General features: G+C 67.2%; 15 protein-coding genes. 7 read left to right on the top strand and 8 right to left on the bottom strand.

Annotation, left to right across the window (positions count from 1 at the left end; all coding sequences use genetic code 11):
• The first annotated feature begins 12 nt into the window (after positions 1 to 12).
• On the top strand, positions 13 to 1,119 hold the full coding sequence (locus AAFP35_RS23305) for a branched-chain amino acid aminotransferase (protein WP_419224044.1): 1,107 nt from the start codon (positions 13 to 15) through the stop codon (positions 1,117 to 1,119).
• 3 nt (positions 1,120 to 1,122) lie between these two features.
• Here AAFP35_RS23305 and AAFP35_RS23300 read toward each other — a convergent pair whose 3' ends face one another.
• The 3 genes from AAFP35_RS23300 to AAFP35_RS23290 are packed head-to-tail and all read right to left on the bottom strand — an operon-like array spanning position 1,123 to position 4,334.
• Positions 1,123 to 1,896 carry an adenosylcobinamide-GDP ribazoletransferase gene (locus AAFP35_RS23300; RefSeq protein WP_419224043.1) on the bottom strand — a complete coding sequence of 258 codons (774 nt, stop codon included), beginning with the start codon at positions 1,894 to 1,896 and terminating at the stop codon, positions 1,123 to 1,125.
• Positions 1,897 to 1,903: 7 nt separating this feature from the next.
• On the bottom strand, positions 1,904 to 3,637 hold the full coding sequence (cobT, locus tag AAFP35_RS23295; protein WP_419224042.1) for a nicotinate-nucleotide--dimethylbenzimidazole phosphoribosyltransferase: 1,734 nt from the start codon (positions 3,635 to 3,637) through the stop codon (positions 1,904 to 1,906).
• A gap of 4 nt (positions 3,638 to 3,641) precedes the next feature.
• On the bottom strand, positions 3,642 to 4,334 hold the full coding sequence (locus AAFP35_RS23290; RefSeq protein ID WP_419224041.1) for a DUF3043 domain-containing protein: 693 nt from the start codon (positions 4,332 to 4,334) through the stop codon (positions 3,642 to 3,644).
• Between the two features lie 84 nt (positions 4,335 to 4,418).
• On the opposite strand from AAFP35_RS23290, the gene AAFP35_RS23285 reads away from it, so the two are divergent.
• The 4 genes from AAFP35_RS23285 to AAFP35_RS23270 all read left to right on the top strand — a co-directional run bounded on the left by AAFP35_RS23285 (position 4,419) and on the right by AAFP35_RS23270 (position 8,012).
• Positions 4,419 to 5,507, top strand: coding sequence for a glycerate kinase (locus tag AAFP35_RS23285; RefSeq protein WP_419224040.1), 1,089 nt, complete (start codon positions 4,419 to 4,421; stop codon positions 5,505 to 5,507).
• Between the two features lie 6 nt (positions 5,508 to 5,513).
• A complete protein-coding gene (gene rarD / locus AAFP35_RS23280) occupies positions 5,514 to 6,458 on the top strand; it encodes an EamA family transporter RarD (RefSeq protein WP_419224039.1) in 945 nt (314 codons plus the stop codon).
• Between the two features lie 106 nt (positions 6,459 to 6,564).
• Complete coding sequence (locus tag AAFP35_RS23275; protein ID WP_419224038.1) at positions 6,565 to 6,924, top strand: HesB/IscA family protein; 360 nt, start codon at positions 6,565 to 6,567, stop codon at positions 6,922 to 6,924.
• 116 nt (positions 6,925 to 7,040) lie between these two features.
• On the top strand, positions 7,041 to 8,012 hold the full coding sequence (locus AAFP35_RS23270; protein ID WP_419224037.1) for a carbohydrate kinase family protein: 972 nt from the start codon (positions 7,041 to 7,043) through the stop codon (positions 8,010 to 8,012).
• A gap of 264 nt (positions 8,013 to 8,276) precedes the next feature.
• Here AAFP35_RS23270 and asnB read toward each other — a convergent pair whose 3' ends face one another.
• Positions 8,277 to 10,205, bottom strand: coding sequence for an asparagine synthase (glutamine-hydrolyzing) (asnB, locus tag AAFP35_RS23265; RefSeq protein WP_419224098.1), 1,929 nt, complete (start codon positions 10,203 to 10,205; stop codon positions 8,277 to 8,279).
• Between the two features lie 339 nt (positions 10,206 to 10,544).
• Here asnB and AAFP35_RS23260 point away from each other — a divergent pair, with 339 nt between their 5' ends.
• Positions 10,545 to 11,618, top strand: coding sequence for a cytochrome c oxidase subunit II (locus AAFP35_RS23260; RefSeq protein WP_419224097.1), 1,074 nt, complete (start codon positions 10,545 to 10,547; stop codon positions 11,616 to 11,618).
• Positions 11,615 to 12,031 carry a cytochrome c oxidase subunit 4 gene (locus tag AAFP35_RS23255; protein ID WP_419224036.1) on the top strand — a complete coding sequence of 139 codons (417 nt, stop codon included), beginning with the start codon at positions 11,615 to 11,617 and terminating at the stop codon, positions 12,029 to 12,031. The genes AAFP35_RS23260 and AAFP35_RS23255 overlap by 4 nt, the downstream gene beginning before the upstream one ends.
• Positions 12,032 to 12,123: 92 nt before the next feature.
• Here the strand turns inward: AAFP35_RS23255 and AAFP35_RS23250 are convergent, their stop codons facing one another.
• The 4 genes from AAFP35_RS23250 to AAFP35_RS23235 all read right to left on the bottom strand — a co-directional run bounded on the left by AAFP35_RS23250 (position 12,124) and on the right by AAFP35_RS23235 (position 17,321).
• Positions 12,124 to 13,575 carry a bifunctional phosphatase PAP2/diacylglycerol kinase family protein gene (locus AAFP35_RS23250; protein WP_419224035.1) on the bottom strand — a complete coding sequence of 484 codons (1,452 nt, stop codon included), beginning with the start codon at positions 13,573 to 13,575 and terminating at the stop codon, positions 12,124 to 12,126.
• A gap of 79 nt (positions 13,576 to 13,654) precedes the next feature.
• Positions 13,655 to 15,274 carry a cytochrome b gene (locus tag AAFP35_RS23245; protein ID WP_419224034.1) on the bottom strand — a complete coding sequence of 540 codons (1,620 nt, stop codon included), beginning with the start codon at positions 15,272 to 15,274 and terminating at the stop codon, positions 13,655 to 13,657.
• A complete protein-coding gene (locus tag AAFP35_RS23240) occupies positions 15,271 to 16,431 on the bottom strand; it encodes a ubiquinol-cytochrome c reductase iron-sulfur subunit (RefSeq protein WP_419224033.1) in 1,161 nt (386 codons plus the stop codon). The genes AAFP35_RS23245 and AAFP35_RS23240 overlap by 4 nt, the downstream gene beginning before the upstream one ends.
• Positions 16,428 to 17,321 (bottom strand): c-type cytochrome, encoded by an 894-nt coding sequence (locus AAFP35_RS23235; RefSeq protein WP_419224031.1) that lies wholly within the window; start codon positions 17,319 to 17,321, stop codon positions 16,428 to 16,430. The genes AAFP35_RS23240 and AAFP35_RS23235 overlap by 4 nt, the downstream gene beginning before the upstream one ends.
• Positions 17,322 to 17,357 lie beyond the last annotated feature (36 nt).

Here is a 17,357-nt window from a genome sequence, read left to right as displayed (position 1 = left end):
AGCATTGAGCGCATGACCTTGCAGTTCACGCGTACCGAACATCCCCATCCGGTGTCGGAGAACCGTCGTGCGGAGATCCTCGCCGCCCCGGGTTTCGGCAACTACTTCACCGACAACATGGTGATGATCGACTACCACGTGGACCAGGGCTGGCACGACGCGAAGGTACTGCCGTACGGACCGTTCGCCCTCGACCCGTCGGCGATGGTGTTGCACTACGGGCAGGAGATCTTCGAGGGACTCAAGGCCTACCGTCAGCCCGACGGGTCCATCGCGGCCTTCCGTCCCGAGGCGAACGGACAGCGACTCCAGCGTTCCGCGGAGCGTCTGGCCATGCCGCAGTTGCCGGTCGAGGACTTCATCGAGTCCCTGCGGGTGCTGCTCGCCGCCGACAACGCGTGGGTGCCCGCGGCCGGCGGTGAGGAGTCGCTGTACCTGCGGCCCTTCATGTTCGCCTCGCAGGCCGGGCTCGGTGTGAACGCACCGTCGAACTCCTACATCTACTCGGTCATCGCCTCGCCCGCCGGCGCGTACTTCTCCGGAGGGATCAAGCCGGTCAGCGTCTGGCTGTGCACCGAGTACGTGCGTGCCGCCCCAGGTGGAACCGGTTTCGCCAAGTGCGGCGGCAACTACGCGGCCGCGTTCCTCGCGCAGGCGCAGGCCACCGAGAACGGCTGCGATCAGGTCGTCTGGCTCGATGCCGTCGAGCGTCGCCACATCGAGGAGATGGGCGGCATGAACATGTTCTTCGTGTTCGGTTCCGGTGCCGATGCCCGCTTGGTGACCCCCGAGCTGTCCGGCTCGCTGCTGCCCGGCATCACGCGGGATTCCTTGTTGCAGTTGGCAACCGACGCCGGATTCGCCGTCGAGGAACGCAAGATCACCACCGAGGAACTGCGCAAGGGTGTGGCCTCTGGCGACATCACCGAGGTGTTCGCCTGTGGCACCGCCGCGGTCATCACACCCGTGGGCCGGGTGCGCGGCGAGACCGACGACTACACCATCGGAGACGGCACCACCGGTGAGGTCACCCAGGCGCTGCGCGACACCCTCACCGGCATCCAGCGCGGCACCTTCGCCGACACCCACGGTTGGATGACCGAGCTGTACCGTCCGTGACGCTCAGATCACCAGGCCGACGACGGTGATCGCGGTGCCGAGCTCGATCACCGCGCCGAGCACGTCGCCCGAGATCCCGTCCATGCGGCGTGCACAGTGCCGGGTGAACACCCAGCCGAACAGCAGGGCCACCGCCACCGCGAGGGCCGTCTGCACCGCGGTGGTGACGTCGGATCGACCGATCATGACGGCCGCCGCGACGGCGAGCACCGGCCAGACGACCGCCGACGTGCGCTGGGTACCCACGACCAGCGCGCCGAAACCGTTCGGGTGCGCCGGTGCCAGACCGCGTCGCGCTCCCACGACGGCACCGACGCGGCCCACCGCGATCGCCAACCCGATCTGCGCCCACTGACCGCGATCGGCGAGCGCCGAGAATCCGATCGTGTCCACGATCATCACCGCGGCCAGGGTGGCCGCTCCGAACGGTCCCACGGTGCCGCTGCGCATCACCTCGGCGATGCGTTGCGGTGAGCCATAGCAGCCGAGGCCGTCCGCGGTGTCGGCCAGACCGTCGAGGTGCATGCCGCGGGTGGCCAACGCGAGCGCGGCGACGACGAGGATCCCGACCAGCATCGTCGGCAGATCGGTGTATCCGAGTCCCCACGCCAGGACCGCCGCAGCAGCTCCGAGCACGATGCCGACGACGGGCACCGCGGCCAGCACGGCCCCACCCACGCGTCGGTCCAGCGACGATGTCGCGGTCCACGAGTGGGGTAGCGGGACAACGGTCATCCACGAGAAGGCCACGCCGACGGCACGGACAGGCGAGAGCATCGGTGCCTCAGACGGAGGCGGTGTTCGTGGTCGCGGTCTCGGTGGCGTCGTCCTCGGCTCCGGCACCGCTGACCCCGGCATCGGCAAAGGTCGCCATCGAGGTGAGGATGTCGGCCGCCGACGCGACGACGGGCAGTGCGCTGAGTGCGCCGCTGCCCTCACCCAACCGCATCGACAGTTCCAGGACGGGTTTCAGATCGAGGTGATCGAGGGCGATGGCGTGCGCCGGTTCGGCCGAACGGTGTCCGGCCAGCCACCACCGCGACGCCCCGGGTGCCAGTTCGTTGGCGACCAATGCGCTCGCCGTGACGACCACACCGTCGAGGATCACCGGAGTGCGGCGTACCGCCGCCTGGGCCAGGAAGCCGGCCATCGCGGTGAGGTCGGCGCCTGCGACGGTGGCGAGCAGGGAGAGCGGATCGTGTACGTGTCGTCGGGCGCGGCGCATGCCGTCGCGGATCGCGGCGGTCTTGCGAATCCACCCCGCGTCGTCGATACCCGTTCCGCGACCGACGATCTCGACGGGCTCGCGGCGGGCCAGCGAGCCGATCAGCACGGTCGCCGGGGTGGTGTTGCCGATGCCCATCTCGCCGGCGATCAGCACGTCGGCACCCGAATCGACGAGTTCGTCGGCGATCGCGCGGCCTGCGGCAAGCGCCTCGCGGGCCTCGGCGATCGTCAGGGCATCCTCGATCCGCAGATCGCCACTGCTGCGACGCACCTTGAAGCGGGAGATCTCCGGGGCCGTGTCGGCGTCGACGGACAGATCCTCCACCCGGACCGTGGCGCCGAACCGTCGGGCGAGGACGTTGACGGCGGCTCCGCCTGCGGCGATGTTGGCCACCATCTGACCGGTGACCTCCGGCGGGAAGGCCGACACCCCGGACTGCGCGACACCGTGGTCGCCTGCGAAGACCACCACCGTCGGCTGCTCGAGAGGTCGTGGGGGACAAGCTCCCTGGCACGACGACAGCCAGATGCCGATCTCCTCGAGACGACCGAGCGAACCCGGCGGCTTGGTGAGCGTGAGGTGTCGTTCGCGCGCGGTCATCGCGACCGCGGCGTCCGGTGGTGCCAGCGGCGGGAAGTTCTCCGCGTCGGTCGGGTCGACCGGTGCCGAGGTCGTCGATGACGCGGCGGCGGCCGGGATCGGGGTCGGCGCGGCGGGGGGCGGTGCAGCAGGGGTCGTCTGTGTCGAGGTCACGGGTGATGTCCGTGAGGGCAGCTCGAGGACCCGGCCCGCGACGACGAGGACGACTCGGTCACACACGGCGCCGACCGCCGTGTTCAGGGCGCCGAGTTCGTCCTGGAACCGGCGCCCGGCCGGTGTCGGTGGCACCAGCGACAGTCCGACCTCGGGACTGATGATCACCAGGTCACCGGCGAAATCGTCGATCGCCGAACAGATCTCGGTCCGCACCCGGGTCAGGTCGACCGGTGCCTCGGTCCATCCGCCGACGGCGTCGAGTTGCGCGGCGAGCCAGTTGCCGAGGTCGTCGAGCAGAGTCGGCGTGCCGGGGTCCGACCGTAGAGCGGCGGCGACGTCGGTGGTCTCCACGGTGTCGTAGCGGGCGTCGCGACGTTCGCGGTGTGCGGCGACCCGGGCCACCCACTCGGTGTCAGTGCTCGTCGTCGGACCGGTCGCCAGATACCGCACCCGGGGATGGTCGGCGAGCAGTGCTTCGCCGTGCCCGGACTTGCCGGACCGGACACCGCCCAGGACCAGCGTGCGTGTCGCCACCGGGTCAGACCTCGTCGCCGTGCGACACCTGCGGCTTCGGCGCGCGCATCATCCGCAGCTGCATGGCGCGGGTGAACGAGTACCAACCCAGACGGAAGCCGGTCTGCGACGGCTCGACGTCGGGGAAACGTTCGCGGACACGGCGATTCACGAGGCGTCCGAGGATGAAGGCGTCGATCGCCATGCACAGGACGAACACGAGCAGCAGGATGTTCGCGTAGACCGCGAGCTGCGGCAGGAACATCACCACGATCAGCAGGATCGCGAACGGCATGAACAGCCCGGCGAAGTTGCGACGGGAGTCGACGAGGTCGCGGGCGAAACGTTTGACCGGACCCTTGTCGCGCGGCATCAGATAGCGCTCGTCACCGGCCATCATCTTCTCGCGCTGCTCGGTGCGCTGGGTGCGTCGTTCGTCGGACAGACGCCGCTTGTCCTCACGCGACAGGGAGCTCTTCAGCTCCTTCTTGCGGGCCCGTGCCTCCGAGCGGTTCGTCGGCGGCGGGGCCACGGGGCCGCGTCGCTTGCCCTGTGCATCACGCCGCGACGGGGTCGGGCGGCCCTTGCCCGGGGTGTAGGCGCTGCCCTTGGAATCGGCGTCCGAGCTGGTGGTGACATCCTCGACGACGTCGTCGGCGACCTGGTCCGCGGCCTCGTCGGTCCTCGCGCCGTCGTCTGACTTCCATGGCAACTTCACGTGTTCGAGGGTAGGCGATCCGCGCTGCCGAGGTTCTGCGACCTCCCTATACTTCGTGGCCATGATCACGACGGTGGTGCCGACATGCGTGTGCTGATCGCGCCGGACTCGTTCGGGGACACGTTGTCCGCGGTCGCGGCCGCCGCGGCGATCGGTCGTGGGTGGTCGGCGGCGCGACCCGACGACGAGGTGCGGGTGGCACCGCAGTCCGATGGTGGGCCGGGTTTCGTCGACGTCCTCGCATCGCGGTTCGGACAGCGTCGCACCACCGCGGTCGCCGGTCCGCTCGGTGCGGAGGTGACCGCGACCTGGCTCTACGACGACCGCGGCGAGGGCCCGGTCGCCTATATCGAATGTGCACAGGCGTGCGGACTGCATCTGCTCGGTGGCCGGCCCACCGCTCGGACGGCGCTGGCCGCCGACACCACCGGGGTGGGTGAACTCGTCCTCGCGGCTCGTGACGCCGGGGCCGGACGGATCGTCGTCGGGCTCGGCGGATCGGCCACCACCGACGGCGGGCGCGGGATGATCGACGCCCTCGGTGGCCCGGCCGAGGCGGTGCGGGCACTGGCCGGGGTGCAGCTCGTGGCCGCCTCCGACGTGGAGAACCCGTTGTTGGGGCCGCTCGGTGCCGCGCAGGTCTTCGGCCCGCAGAAGGGCGCGGACGCGTCGACCGTGGATCAGCTCGAGGTGCGCATGACCCATTGGGCACGGGCGCTCGCGGACGTGGCCGGACATGAGATCGCCGAGCGGGCCGGAGCAGGGGCCGCGGGCGGCCTCGGCGCCGCGCTGCTCGCGCTGGGCGGTGAACGGGTATCGGGTGCGACGGTGGTCGCCGACGCGACCGACCGTGCCGGTGACATCGCCGCGGCCGACCTGGTGATCACGGGAGAGGGCAGGTTCGACTCGCAGACGCTGCGCGGCAAGGTGGTGGCCGCACTCGCCGGGGCGGCCACCACGGCCGGTCTGCCGACGATGGTGTTCGCCGGGCAGGTCGCATTGTCCGACGACGAGATCGCCGCGGCGGGTATCGCGGGCGCATACGCGATCGTCGACGTGGCCGGCTCGATCGAGGTGGCGATGAGCGACGCCGAGCATCAACTCACGCGACTCGCCGAACAGGTCGCCGCGACCTGGGGACACGGGGACGGCAACGGGGTCCGCAGTGCGTGATCGTCGGTGACCGGCCGGTACTCCGGCGGCGCGTTCGCCGTCGGCGCGTACGCACTGTGGGGATTCCTTCCGCTCTACTTCGTGCTGCTCGAACCCACCGGGCCGTGGGAGGTCGTCGCCTGGCGCATCCTGCTGTCGTTGGTGTTCTACGCGGTGCTCATCCCGATCATCGGCGGCCGGCCGCGGCTCCGTGCGGTGCTGGCGAATCGTCGACTCGTGCTGTGGACCGCACTCGCCGGACTGCTGATCTACCTCAACTGGCAGATCTTCCTGATCGCGACCCTCACCGGTCACGTCGTGGAGATGAGTCTGGGCTACTTCATCAACCCGATCGTGACGGTCCTGCTCGGGGTCGTCGTCCTGCACGAACGACTTCGGCCGCTGCAGTGGGCGGCGGTCGGGCTGGCGGCATTGGCGACGGTCGTCATCGTCGTCGGGTACGGGGCCTTCCCGTGGCTGGCGCTGGGGGTCGCCTTCTCCTTCGGCTTCTACGGCCTGGTGAAAAAGCACATCGGCGGGTCGGTCGACGTGATCAGCGGTCTCACGCTGGAGTCGGTGTGGTTGACGCCGCTGGCTCTGGTTCAGCTCATGGTGGTGGCGATGACCACCGGGTTGACCTGGGGTAGCGCCGGTGTCGGCCACGCGGTGTTGCTCGGATCGGCCGGGATCGTCACCGCGGCGCCCCTGATGTTGTTCGCGGCCGGGGCGCGGCGGGTGCCCCTGACCGTGCTCGGGATCGCGCAGTTCATCACACCGATCACGCAACTCGTCATCGGTGTCTGGGTGCTCGACGAGCCGATGCCACCGGAACGGTGGATCGGCTTCGCGGTCGTGTGGATGGCGTTGGCCCTGTTCACACTGGATTCGTTGTTCGCGGCGCGTCGTCGGCGCCGGTTGCGGGATCGCGCCGCCACGCACAGGTCGCAGATCGTCCCGACACGGGAGGAATAGACACCGGCGGGGTACGGTTGTTGTGAGAGCGTGGCCAGAGTCGGTGACCCGGCAGCGTTGGCCGGCCGTCCGACGAGGACCGAACTTCAGACACACAGGAGCACCCATGACCGTTCAGAACGAATCCGGAACCGCCACCACCACGGGTGTCCTTCTGACCGAGGCGGCTGCCACCAAGGCGAAGGCGCTGCTCGACCAGGAGGGCCGCGACGACCTCTCGTTGCGGATTGCGGTGCAGCCGGGTGGCTGCGCAGGCCTGCGCTACCAGCTGTTCTTCGACGATCGCAGTCTCGACGGCGATCTCACCGACGATTTCGCCGGCGTCACGCTGGCCGTCGACCGGATGAGCGCACCATATGTCGGTGGCGCCACCATCGACTTCGTCGACACGATCGAGAAGCAGGGCTTCACCATCGACAATCCGAATGCGACCGGCAGCTGCGCCTGCGGCGATTCGTTCAACTGACGCAGTTCCCTTCACGCTGACCGCACCTCCCACGGGGGTGCGGTCAGCGTGCTTTCGGGCACGTGAGTAGCGTGGACTGCTGTCCGACTCCGTCAGCACCGAAGGGCGATCCGCACGTGGCAATCGTTGTCTGTGGCTCCATCGCAACCGACCATCTGATGACCTTCCCCGGGAAGTTCTCCGAGCAGCTGGTGGGGGACCAGCTCGAACACATCTCGCTGAGTTTCCTCGTCGAGGATCTGGTGGTTCGTCGCGGCGGCGTCGGCGGCAACATCTCCTATGCGATGGGCGAACTGGGCGGTGCCCCGGTCCTCGTCGGGGCCGTCGGAGCCGACTTCCACGAGTACCGCCAGTGGCTGGAGGCGCACGGCGTCGACTGCCGGGGCGTGCGCGTGTCGGAGACCCAGCACACCGCGCGATTCATGTGCAGCACCGACGAGAACATGGCCCAGCTGGCCATGTTCTACCCCGGGGCGATGAGTGAGGCGCGCGAGATCGACCTCGCCGACGTGGTGGCCCGGGTCGGCACACCGGAACTGGTCCTGATCGGCGCCGACGATCCCGACGCCATGCTGCGCTACACCGAGCAGTGCCGTGCGCTGGGCATCCCGTTCGCGGCCGATCCTTCGCAGCAGCTCGCCCGTCTCGACGGTGAACAGGCCCGCGCCCTGATCGAGGGTGCCGCCTACCTCTTCACGAACGAGTACGAGTGGGGCCTGCTGCGCCAGAAGACCGGATTGTCGGAGGCGCAGGTCGCGGAGATGGTCGGCGTCCGCGTGACCACGCTGGGCAAGGACGGCGTCGAGATCGTCGAGAAAGATCAGACCCGTACCCATGTTGCGGTGGTCCCGGAGACCGAGAAGGTCGATCCGACCGGGGTGGGCGACGGCTTCCGTGCAGGCTTCCTCACCTCGCTGAGCAAGGGCCTCGGATTCGAACGCTCCGCGCAGGTCGGATCCATGGTGGCCGTGCTGGTCCTCGAGACGGTCTCCACCCAGGACTGGAACTGGGACCGGGATCTGGCGCTCAAACGCATCGGCGATGCCTACGGCGAAACCGCCGCCCAAGAAATCGACGCCGCGCTGTAACCCGCCACGCACCCACGCACCCACGCAACCTCCGCACCCACGCAACCTCCGCACAAAACCCACCCCACGGAGGCCGAGAGCAACCAGAAATTCGCCGAGAGCAACCGGCCGATCCAGGCCGCCGTTGCTCTCGACGAAAATCCGGTTGCTCTCGGCGAATTTCTGGTTGCTCTCGGCACGAAGGGCGACGCTACGCGAGCGGCACGAAGGGCGACGCGGCACAAAGGGCACCCCGCGAAGGGCGACGCTGCGCGAGCCCAGGCGCTACACGCGCACGGGGTAGTGGTGGTCGGTGATCTGCGGGACGATCGTCTTCTCCACGAAGATCGCGTGCCACACCATGAAGGTCAGCACCGTCCACAGGCGACGGCTGTTGTCGACGACGCCGTCGCGGTGCTCGTCGAGCATCGCCACCACTGCGCGTTTGTCGAAGATGTGATCGGTCTGGGACTTCTCGATCGTCTCGTGGGCCCAGTCGTACATCTCGGTGCCTGCCAGCCAGTGGCGGATGGGGACCGGGAAGCCGAGTTTGCGTCGGTGCAGGACGTGCGCGGGCACGATCTGCTCGAGCGCCTTGCGAAGCGCGTATTTGGTGGTGCCGTGGGCGATCTTCTCGTCGAAGGGCAGTGCCTCGGCGACACGGAACACCTCTGGATCCAGGAACGGCACACGCAGTTCGAGTGAGTTCGCCATGGTGATCTTGTCGGCCTTGACGAGGATGTCGCCGCGGAGCCAGGTGAACAGGTCCAGGTGCTGCATGCGGGCGACCGGGTCGAGACCCTCGGACATGGCGTAGATCGGCGCGGTCACATCGGTGTGGGTCCACTCCGGACGGTAGCCACGCAGCACCGCACGCAGGCGGGCGTCGTCGAAGCTGCGGGCATTGCCGTAATAGCGCTCCTCGAGCGTCAGCGACCCGCGATGCAGCAGGCTCTTGCCGCGGGTGCCCTCCGGGATGCGGTCGGAGATCGTGCCGGCCAGTCGCCGCAGGAACATCGGCAGATGGTCGAACGGCTTGAGCGACAACGGCTCCTTGTAGATGGTGTAGCCGCCGAACAATTCGTCGGCGCCCTCGCCGGACAGCACGACCTTGACGTGCTTTCGGGCTTCGCGGGCCACGAAGTACAGGGGCACCAGCGCCGGGTCGGCGACCGGATCGTCGAGGTACCAGACGATCTCCGGGATGGCGGCGATGAACTCGTCGGGGCCGACGACCTTGACGATGTGTCGGGCACCGATGGCCTCGGCGGATTCGGCGGCGACGTCGACCTCCGAGTAGCCCTGCCGTTCGAAACCGGTGGTGAAGGTGATCAGGTCCGGGTTGTGGCGGATGGCGAGCGCCGCGATCGCGGTCGAGTCGATACCGCCGGACAGGAACGATCCGACCGTGACGTCGGCGCGCATGTGTTTGGCCACCGAATCGGAGAGCACGTCGGCGATCTCGTCGTAGCGTGCCTGCCCGCCGTCGGATGCCGAGAACGGCCGCACCGGGAATCGCGGTGTGAAGTAGCGCTGGATCTGCGGGGCCTGTCCGGGCCGGAGTGTGGCGTGGCAACCCGATTCGAGCCTGCGGATCGAGTTGTGCAGGGTTTCGGGCTCGGGGACGTACTGCAGCACCGTGTAGTGCTCGATGGCGCGCGGGTCGAGCGTGTCGTCGAGGCCGAGACGGTCGATCAGTTCGAGCAGGCTCTTCTTCTCGCTGCCGAAGGCGGTGCCGCCGGCGCCGGTGGCGATGAACAGCGGCTTGATGCCGAACGGGTCGCGGGCCAGGAACAACGATCGCGTGACGGTGTCCCAGATGGCGAAGGCGAACATGCCGCGCAGGCGACCGACGGCGTCGGGGCCCCAGTGGTGGAAGGCCGCGACGATGGCTTCACCGTCGCCCTCGGTGGCGAAGACGGCTCCTTCGTCGCGGGTCAGCTCCGCGCGGATCTCCAGATAGTTGTAGATCTCGCCGTTGAACACCAGTGCGTAGCGGTCGGGCTGGTCGGCCGGACCCCAGCGCAACGGCTGGTGGGAGTGTTCGATGTCGATGATCGACAACCGGTTGAACCCCAGCACGAGGTCGTCGTCATGCCAGGTGCCGGGCTCGTCGGGGCCGCGATGCCGCATGCAGTGCGACGCCTTCGACACGGCTTCGACGGCGGTTTCCGCTGAACCATCCGCGGTCAGCAGACCGAGCAAACCACACACCAGACAGGCCTCACTATCGACTCTCACACGTGCTTCTGACGGGTCGAGTATGCCTGAAGAACCAGGACGGCAACGTTTGCGGGCGTCGACGACACCACCAGCCAAACCCCAATCACGAAAGGTTCGCCGGGTTGGTCTACGCTGCGTAGTACTAGGTGCAAGAATTGCCGTTGTGCAAGCGCATGGGCGCTGCGATGACGGCAGGAATGTACCTGTGCGGGTCATCTGGCATGGCAACTCGGACGGCACGACGTGTCCGTACCGAGCGAGCGGGAAGGCGTGAAATTGGCACACGGTGGACGGCCTCGGGCGAGAGAAGCCCGATCCGCGACGCGGACGATCAAACGGGTCGGGGTAGTCGTCGCACTCGGTATCGGTGCGCTCCTCATGTCGGGCTGTGATGCCCGTACGGCAATGCGTTTCGGATGGCCTGCGGGTGTGACGCCCGAGGCCACCAAGATGGGCGATCTGTGGACATGGTCCGTAATCGCCGCGCTGGTGATGGGCATCCTGGTCTGGGCGTTGATCTTCTGGACCATCACTTTCCACCGGCACAAGCCGGGGCAGGACGAGTTCCCGCGTCAGACGGCGTACAACGTGCCGCTCGAACTCACCTACACGGCGCTGCCGTTCATCATCATCGCGGTGCTGTTCTACTTCACCGTCGTGGTGCAGAACGACGTCGAGCGCAAGACCGACGATCCGAAGGTCGTCGTGGACGTGACGGCGTTCCAGTGGAACTGGAAGTTCGGCTACCGCGACGTGACCTTCACCGACGGTGCCAAGTACGACGGCTTCGTCCGCAATGGCAGCCCGTTCGAGCTGCAGTCGCCGGAATCGCGTGAAGCGCACGGCGAGACGGAGGAGATCCCCGGTCCCGCCGGCGGTCGCGACGACGACATCCGCAACTACCTGGTCTTCAACAAGATCGAGACGGTCGGATCGTCGTCCGAGATCCCGATCCTGGTGCTGCCCACCGGTAAGCGTGTCGAGTTCAACATCAACTCTGCCGACGTGGTCCACTCCTTCTGGGTGCCGGAGTTCCTGTTCAAGCGCGACGTGATGCCGTTCCCGAAGCAGAACCACACCGACAACCAATTCCAGATCAGCAGCATCGATCGTGAGGGCGCGTTCGTCGGTCGCTGCGCGGAGATGTGCGGTACCTACCACTCGATGATGAACTTCGAGGTGCGGGCGGTCAGTCCGGCGAAGTTCGACTCGTACATCAAGTACCGCGAGACCCATCCGCAGTCGACCAATGCGCAGGCGCTCGAAGCAATCTGCGAGGTCCCCGAGTCGGTCACCACCGTTCCGTTCGACACTCGTCGTAAGACCGGAGGCGACACGCCCAAGGATCTCGGCGACGCCGGTAACACGTCCCTGAAGGGCTGCACAGTGGGAGCCAACGGATGAAAATCGAAGCCAGGATCTTCGAACTGCTGACCGCATTCTTCTTCCTCGCGGGCATCATCTACACGATCTGCACCGCGTTCTCGAGCAAGGGCGTGGAGTGGACCGGCGTGACCGCGATGTACTTCAGCGGTGGTCTGACCCTCATCGCGGGCACCTATTTCCGGTTCGTGGCGCGTCGCGTCGAGATCCGCCCCGAGGACTACGAAGACGCCGAGGTCGAGGACGGCGCAGGCGAACTGGGCTTCTTCAGCCCGCACTCGTGGTGGCCGATCCTGGTCGCCGCCGGTGCAGCATTGTTCGCCATCGGTTTCGCGACGGCCAACTTCTGGTTCGCCATCTTCGCTGCGGTCGTCATCATCGGCACCGCCGCAGGCATGGTGTTCGAATACCATGTCGGACCCGAGAAGCACTGAGTCACAGCAGGTTCTGATCGCCGGGTGCTGACCGGCGAGACATCTCCACGAAGGCCGCGCCCAGTCGGGCGCGGCCTTCGTCGTGAGCAGGGTCAGGCGGGTGCGAACACGGCCAGGGCACGGTAGGCGACCCGGAACCGGGCTCGCTCATGTGCGTCCCCGACCTCACCGTCGTGGGCGATCACCGTGGGGCCGTCGACGGCCCGGAACGAGAACTCGGGTACCTGCAGTTCGTGATAGAGCGGACTGCGTGCCAGACGGCCGGTCAGCACCGACAACACGATGCGGGTGGTGCCGAAGTGCCTGCCGCGCTCCAGGATGCGGATGTCGAGGAGACCGTCGTCGAGCCGCAACCGACGTGTGGGCGCGAAGCCGGACGGTTGGTACATCGAGTTGCCGAGCAGGAACAGCGACGTCTCCATCTGTCGTCCGTTCACGTCGATCCGCACGGGTGCGTCGTGGCGCAACGTGTGGGCGAGCGCCACCGCGGTGGCAACCGGTCGGGTGAGGCGGCGCGTCAATCGGTCACGGACACGGACGAAATGGGGGTATGCGCCGATGCTCGCGGTGTTGAGCACGACGTGTTCGTCGTCGAGCAGCGCGACATCCACGTGGTGTGCGGTGCCGGCGCGGATCGCCTCGATGGTGTCGGAGGCTGCGGCACAACCGATGTCGCGGGCGAAGTGGTTGTAGGTGCCTGCCGGGAACACCGCCAGCGGCCGGTCGAGATCCATGGCGATGTGCGCGGCCGTCGCCACCGTTCCGTCGCCGCCCGCGACCGCGAGGATCTCCGCGTCACGTGCGGCCGCGCGCAGGGTCGCCTCCACGTCGTCGTTCTCGTCGAGTTCCACGATGACGGCATCGGACAGTGCGCTGCGCACCTCGTCGAGCACCCGGCGGCCGGTCCCGGAGCCGGATGCCGGGTTGGCCACCACGGTGACACCGGCGCCGGTGGGCCGCGGTGCGGACGGATACGGCGTGGGGGAGGGGATGCTCAGGTGTGGTCGCGTGATGGGCGGAACGACACGGGCGCCGACGACCGCGATCGCGGCACCGATGCCCAGCCCGGCGATCACGTCGCCCGGGTAGTGTGCCCCGGTCGCCACCCGTGACAGTCCGACCAATCCGGCGAGTCCGCCGAGCGCCAGTCCGGTGGGCGGATGCTCGATCCCGACACCGAGGGCGAATGCGGCGGCACTCGCGGAGTGACCCGACGGCAGCGAATTGCTGGTGGGCTGGCGGAGGCCTCGCCGTTGGAGCGGGACCATACGCGGCACCGGTCGGTCACGGCGTCGGAGACGTTTGGCTGCCTGGTTGGTGACCAGGCTGGAGACGGCGAGGGTACTCACGCCGCGGATGGCTGCGCGGCGTGCGGTCGGACGGCCGGTCAGCACGAGCCCGGCGGCGATGGCCAGCCACAGCTTGGAGTGGTCGGCGGCCCGGGACAGCGCGGGCATGGTGGCGTCGAGCGCCGGGCTGGGGGATCGGGCGATGGTCTCGAAGAGTTCGGCGTCGAGGGTGCCGAGCCCGCGGGTGAACTGCATGGTCACCAACCTAAGACGAAAAAGCCTCGGCCGCTGTCACATTCATGACAGCGGCCGAGGCTCGAACGGATGGATTCACTCACTCCAAGGGGTTGCCGCCCTTGGACTGGAGTTCGCGCAGCGCCTTCTTCTCGGCCTGCTCGTCCTCGTGTTCCTGCTCGATGTGGCGAGCCTGTTCCTCCGGCGGGTCCGCCAGGAGGATCGAACCCGTGCCAGGCGCACCCGACGATCCGAGCTTGTTCATACGCTTCGGGACCGCAGCACCCTCGTAGGGGAGCGGGATCGGGTGACCGTGATCGTCGACCGGGCCGAGCGGCTGGTGCACCTCGATGTACTCACCCTGCGGCAGACGCTTGATGATGCCGGTCTCGATGCCGTGTGCCAGGACCTGGCGGTCACTGCGCTGCAGCGACAGCGCCCAGCGGTAGGCGATGAAGTAGGCGATCGGCGGCACGATGATCAGGCCGATGCGACCCATCCACGTCGTCGCGTTCAGCGAGATGTGGAATCTGTACGCGATCACGTCGTTCATGCACGACAGCGTGAGGATGATGTAGAACGACAGCGCCATGGCGCCGATAGCGGTGCGCACCGGCACGTCACGCGGACGCTGCAACAGGTTGTGGTGCGCATCGTCGCCGGTGAGGCGTTTCTCGATCCACGGATAGGCGAACATGCCCGCGAACATGATCGTGATCACCACGACGACCCAGAAGATCGCCGGGATCGTGTATCTGCCGAGGTACAGCTCCCACGCAGGCATCAGACGGGCGAGGCCGTCGGTCCACATCATGTAGATGTCCGGCTGCGACCCTGCGGACACATGTGCGGGGTTGTAGGGCCCGAGTACCCAGACCGGGTTGATCTGGAAGATGCCGGCCATCATGGCGAGCACACCGGTGGTGATGGCGAAGAACGCCCCCGACTTGACCGCGAACACCGGCAGGATGCGCACACCGACGACGTTCTTCTCGGTGCGACCCGGGCCGGGGAACTGCGTGTGCTTCTGGTACCAGACCAGTGCCAGGTGGGCGCCGATCAGCGCCAGGATGATCCCCGGGAACAGCAGGATGTGCATCATGTACATGCGCGGGATGATGATCTCGCCGGGGAACTGGCCACCGAACAGAGCCCAGTGAATCCAGGTACCGACCAGCGGGATACCGATCACGATGCCGCTCATCGCGGCGCGGACGCCGGTACCCGAGAGCAGGTCGTCGGGGAGCGAGTAACCGAAGAAACCCTCGAACATCGCCAGGATCAGCAGCAGGCAGCCGATGATCCAGTTGGCCTCACGCGGACGCCGGAAAGCGCCGGTGAAGAAGATGCGCGCCATGTGGATGATGATCGACGCGGCGAACAGCAGCGCCGCCCAGTGGTGGATCTGCCGCACGAACAGACCGCCGCGCACCTCGAAGGAGATGTTCAGCGTGGTCTCGTAGGCGCGGGTCATCATCACACCGTTGAGGGGCTGATAGGCGCCGTCGTAGACGACCTCCGACATCGACGGATCGAAGAAGAAGGTCAGGTAGACGCCCGAGATCAGCAGGATGATGAAGCTGTACAGCGCGATCTCACCCAGCAGGAACGACCAGTGGGTGGGGAACACCTTGTTGATCTGACGACGAATACCGGGCGACAGGTGATAGCGGGAATCGATCTCTTCGCCCTGTGTGGCGAGACGGTCCGCGATACTCATGATCTACGCTCCCAGAATGCCGGTCCGACGGGCTCGATGAAGTCGCTAGCCGCGACCATGTAGCCCTGATTGTTCACCGTGATCGGCAGCTGCGCCAGGGCTCGTGCCGCCGGACCGAAGACCGGCTTGGCGAACTCGAGCGCGTTGAACTGCGACTGGTGGCACGGGCAGAGGATGCGGTTGGTCCGCTGCTCGTAGAGCGACGTCGGGCAACCGAGGTGGCTGCAGACCTTCGTGTACGCGAAGTAGTCGCCGTAGTTGAAGCTTTCCTGGCCCTTGCGCTTGATGGCCCGTGCCGCATCCTCGGGACGCAGACGGATCAGCATGACCGGGTTGCTCACGTAACGCAGACCCTCGAGCAGCTTGTGGCGCGACTCCTCGGTCTCGCCGTGGCCGTCGGAGACGCGCCAGGGGAACACCGTCTCCATGGCGCCTGCGTCGAGATCCTCCGGGCGGACCAGCGCGACCTGGTAGGGGTTGCCGGTGTCGCGACGAAGGAAGACGGTCTCGTTCGGGTCGTCGGCCGGGTTGTAGATCGGGGACCAGTGAGTGTGCCACAGCTCCGACTTGTCGCCCTTGGCCCACGGGTTCTTGATGAAGCCACCCAGGCCGGCGACCAGACCGGTGAACGCCAGTGCGCCCAGGCCGAAGGCGGCCGAACCGAGGATCATCTTGCGGCGCGGCAGCGTCGAGGTGTTCAGCGAATCACCGAGTTCGGCGCCGATGGTCTTCTTGTCGACCTCCGAGGAACCGCCGTCGTGACGGTCCTGGACCGAGATCTCGGACGGGATGAACTTCTTGGTGAACAGCACCATGCCGATGCCGATCGACAGCACCGACAGGCCGAAGGTGACACCGAGCAGCGGTGTGTTCAGCGTGTAGCGCCAGTAGTCGACCGAGTCGGGGAGTGCGAACTCCCAGTGATTCCAGATGAAGATCACGAAGCAGGCCAGCGCGGAGATGCCCGCGATGGTGAACCAGATCGCGACCTGGCGCTCGGCGCGCTTCTCCACCCGGGAACCGGGCTCGGGGAAGCGTTCTGCGCGGTGGATGATCTCCACGCCGTCGAGGTTGGTGCCGAGCTTGACGAGCTCCTCGGAACTCATCTGGTCGAGCTCGTCCTGCGACGGAGTGTCGTTACCGCCGGTTGCACTCATGTCCGTGATCCCATCCACATCGCGCCGGCGACGATCGCCACGACTCCGACAACCCACATCACCATGCCCTCACTGACCGGGCCGAAGCCGCCGATGCCGAGGCCGCCCTGCGGCTTGGATTCGGTGGCGTACTTGATGAAGCCGATGATGTCCTGCTTCTCCTCCAGCGAGAGCTGGCGGTTGGAGAACTTCGGCATGTTCTGCGGTCCGGTCAGCATCGCCGTGTAGATCTGCTGTTCCTTGACATTGTCGAGCGTCGGGGCGAACTTGCCCGACGACAATGCGCCGCCTCGGCCGGTGAAGTTGTGGCACGACGCGCAGTTGAGGCGGAAGAGCTCACTGCCGCGACCGAGGTTCTGACCGCGCAGCGACTCCTGTGCGAGCACCGGCAATCCCTGGTCGTCGGTCTTCACCGAGCCGTCGGGATTGCGTTCGTAGATGACCCGGGGGCCGCCACCCTGTGACTGGATGTACGCGCCGAGCTGGTCGATCTGCGCCTTGGTGAACTTCGCGGGCTTGCGCTGGGCCTGTGCCTCACCGCGGGCGGCGGGCATACGGCCGGTGGAGACCTGGAAGTACACGGCTGCGTCACCGACACCCAGCAGAGCCGGGCCGCGGTCGGCGACACCCTGGAGGTTGGCGCCGTGGCAGGTGATGCAGGACGTCTCGTACAGCTTCTTGCCATCGCTGATCAGCGCGGCATTCGACTCGTCGGCGACCGCCACCTGCGGCTTGGGGGTCAGGACCGATGCGAGGACGCCGGCGGAGATGAGGCCGACGAGAAGCAGCAATGCCCCGCTTGCCCGGCGACGCAGCTTGCGACGCGATTTCGCCTTGCGCGCCGAACTCGCGGATGCGCTATCCGACGGTCGCGGTGGAGATGAACTCATCTGTGACTCTCTACTAAGCGGACGGACTGTTGTGCT

The sequence above is a fragment of the Gordonia sp. CPCC 206044 genome (assembly GCF_048537895.1).
Lineage (GTDB): Bacteria > Actinomycetota > Actinomycetes > Mycobacteriales > Mycobacteriaceae > Gordonia.
This window is presented reverse-complemented; position numbering and strand designations above follow the sequence as displayed.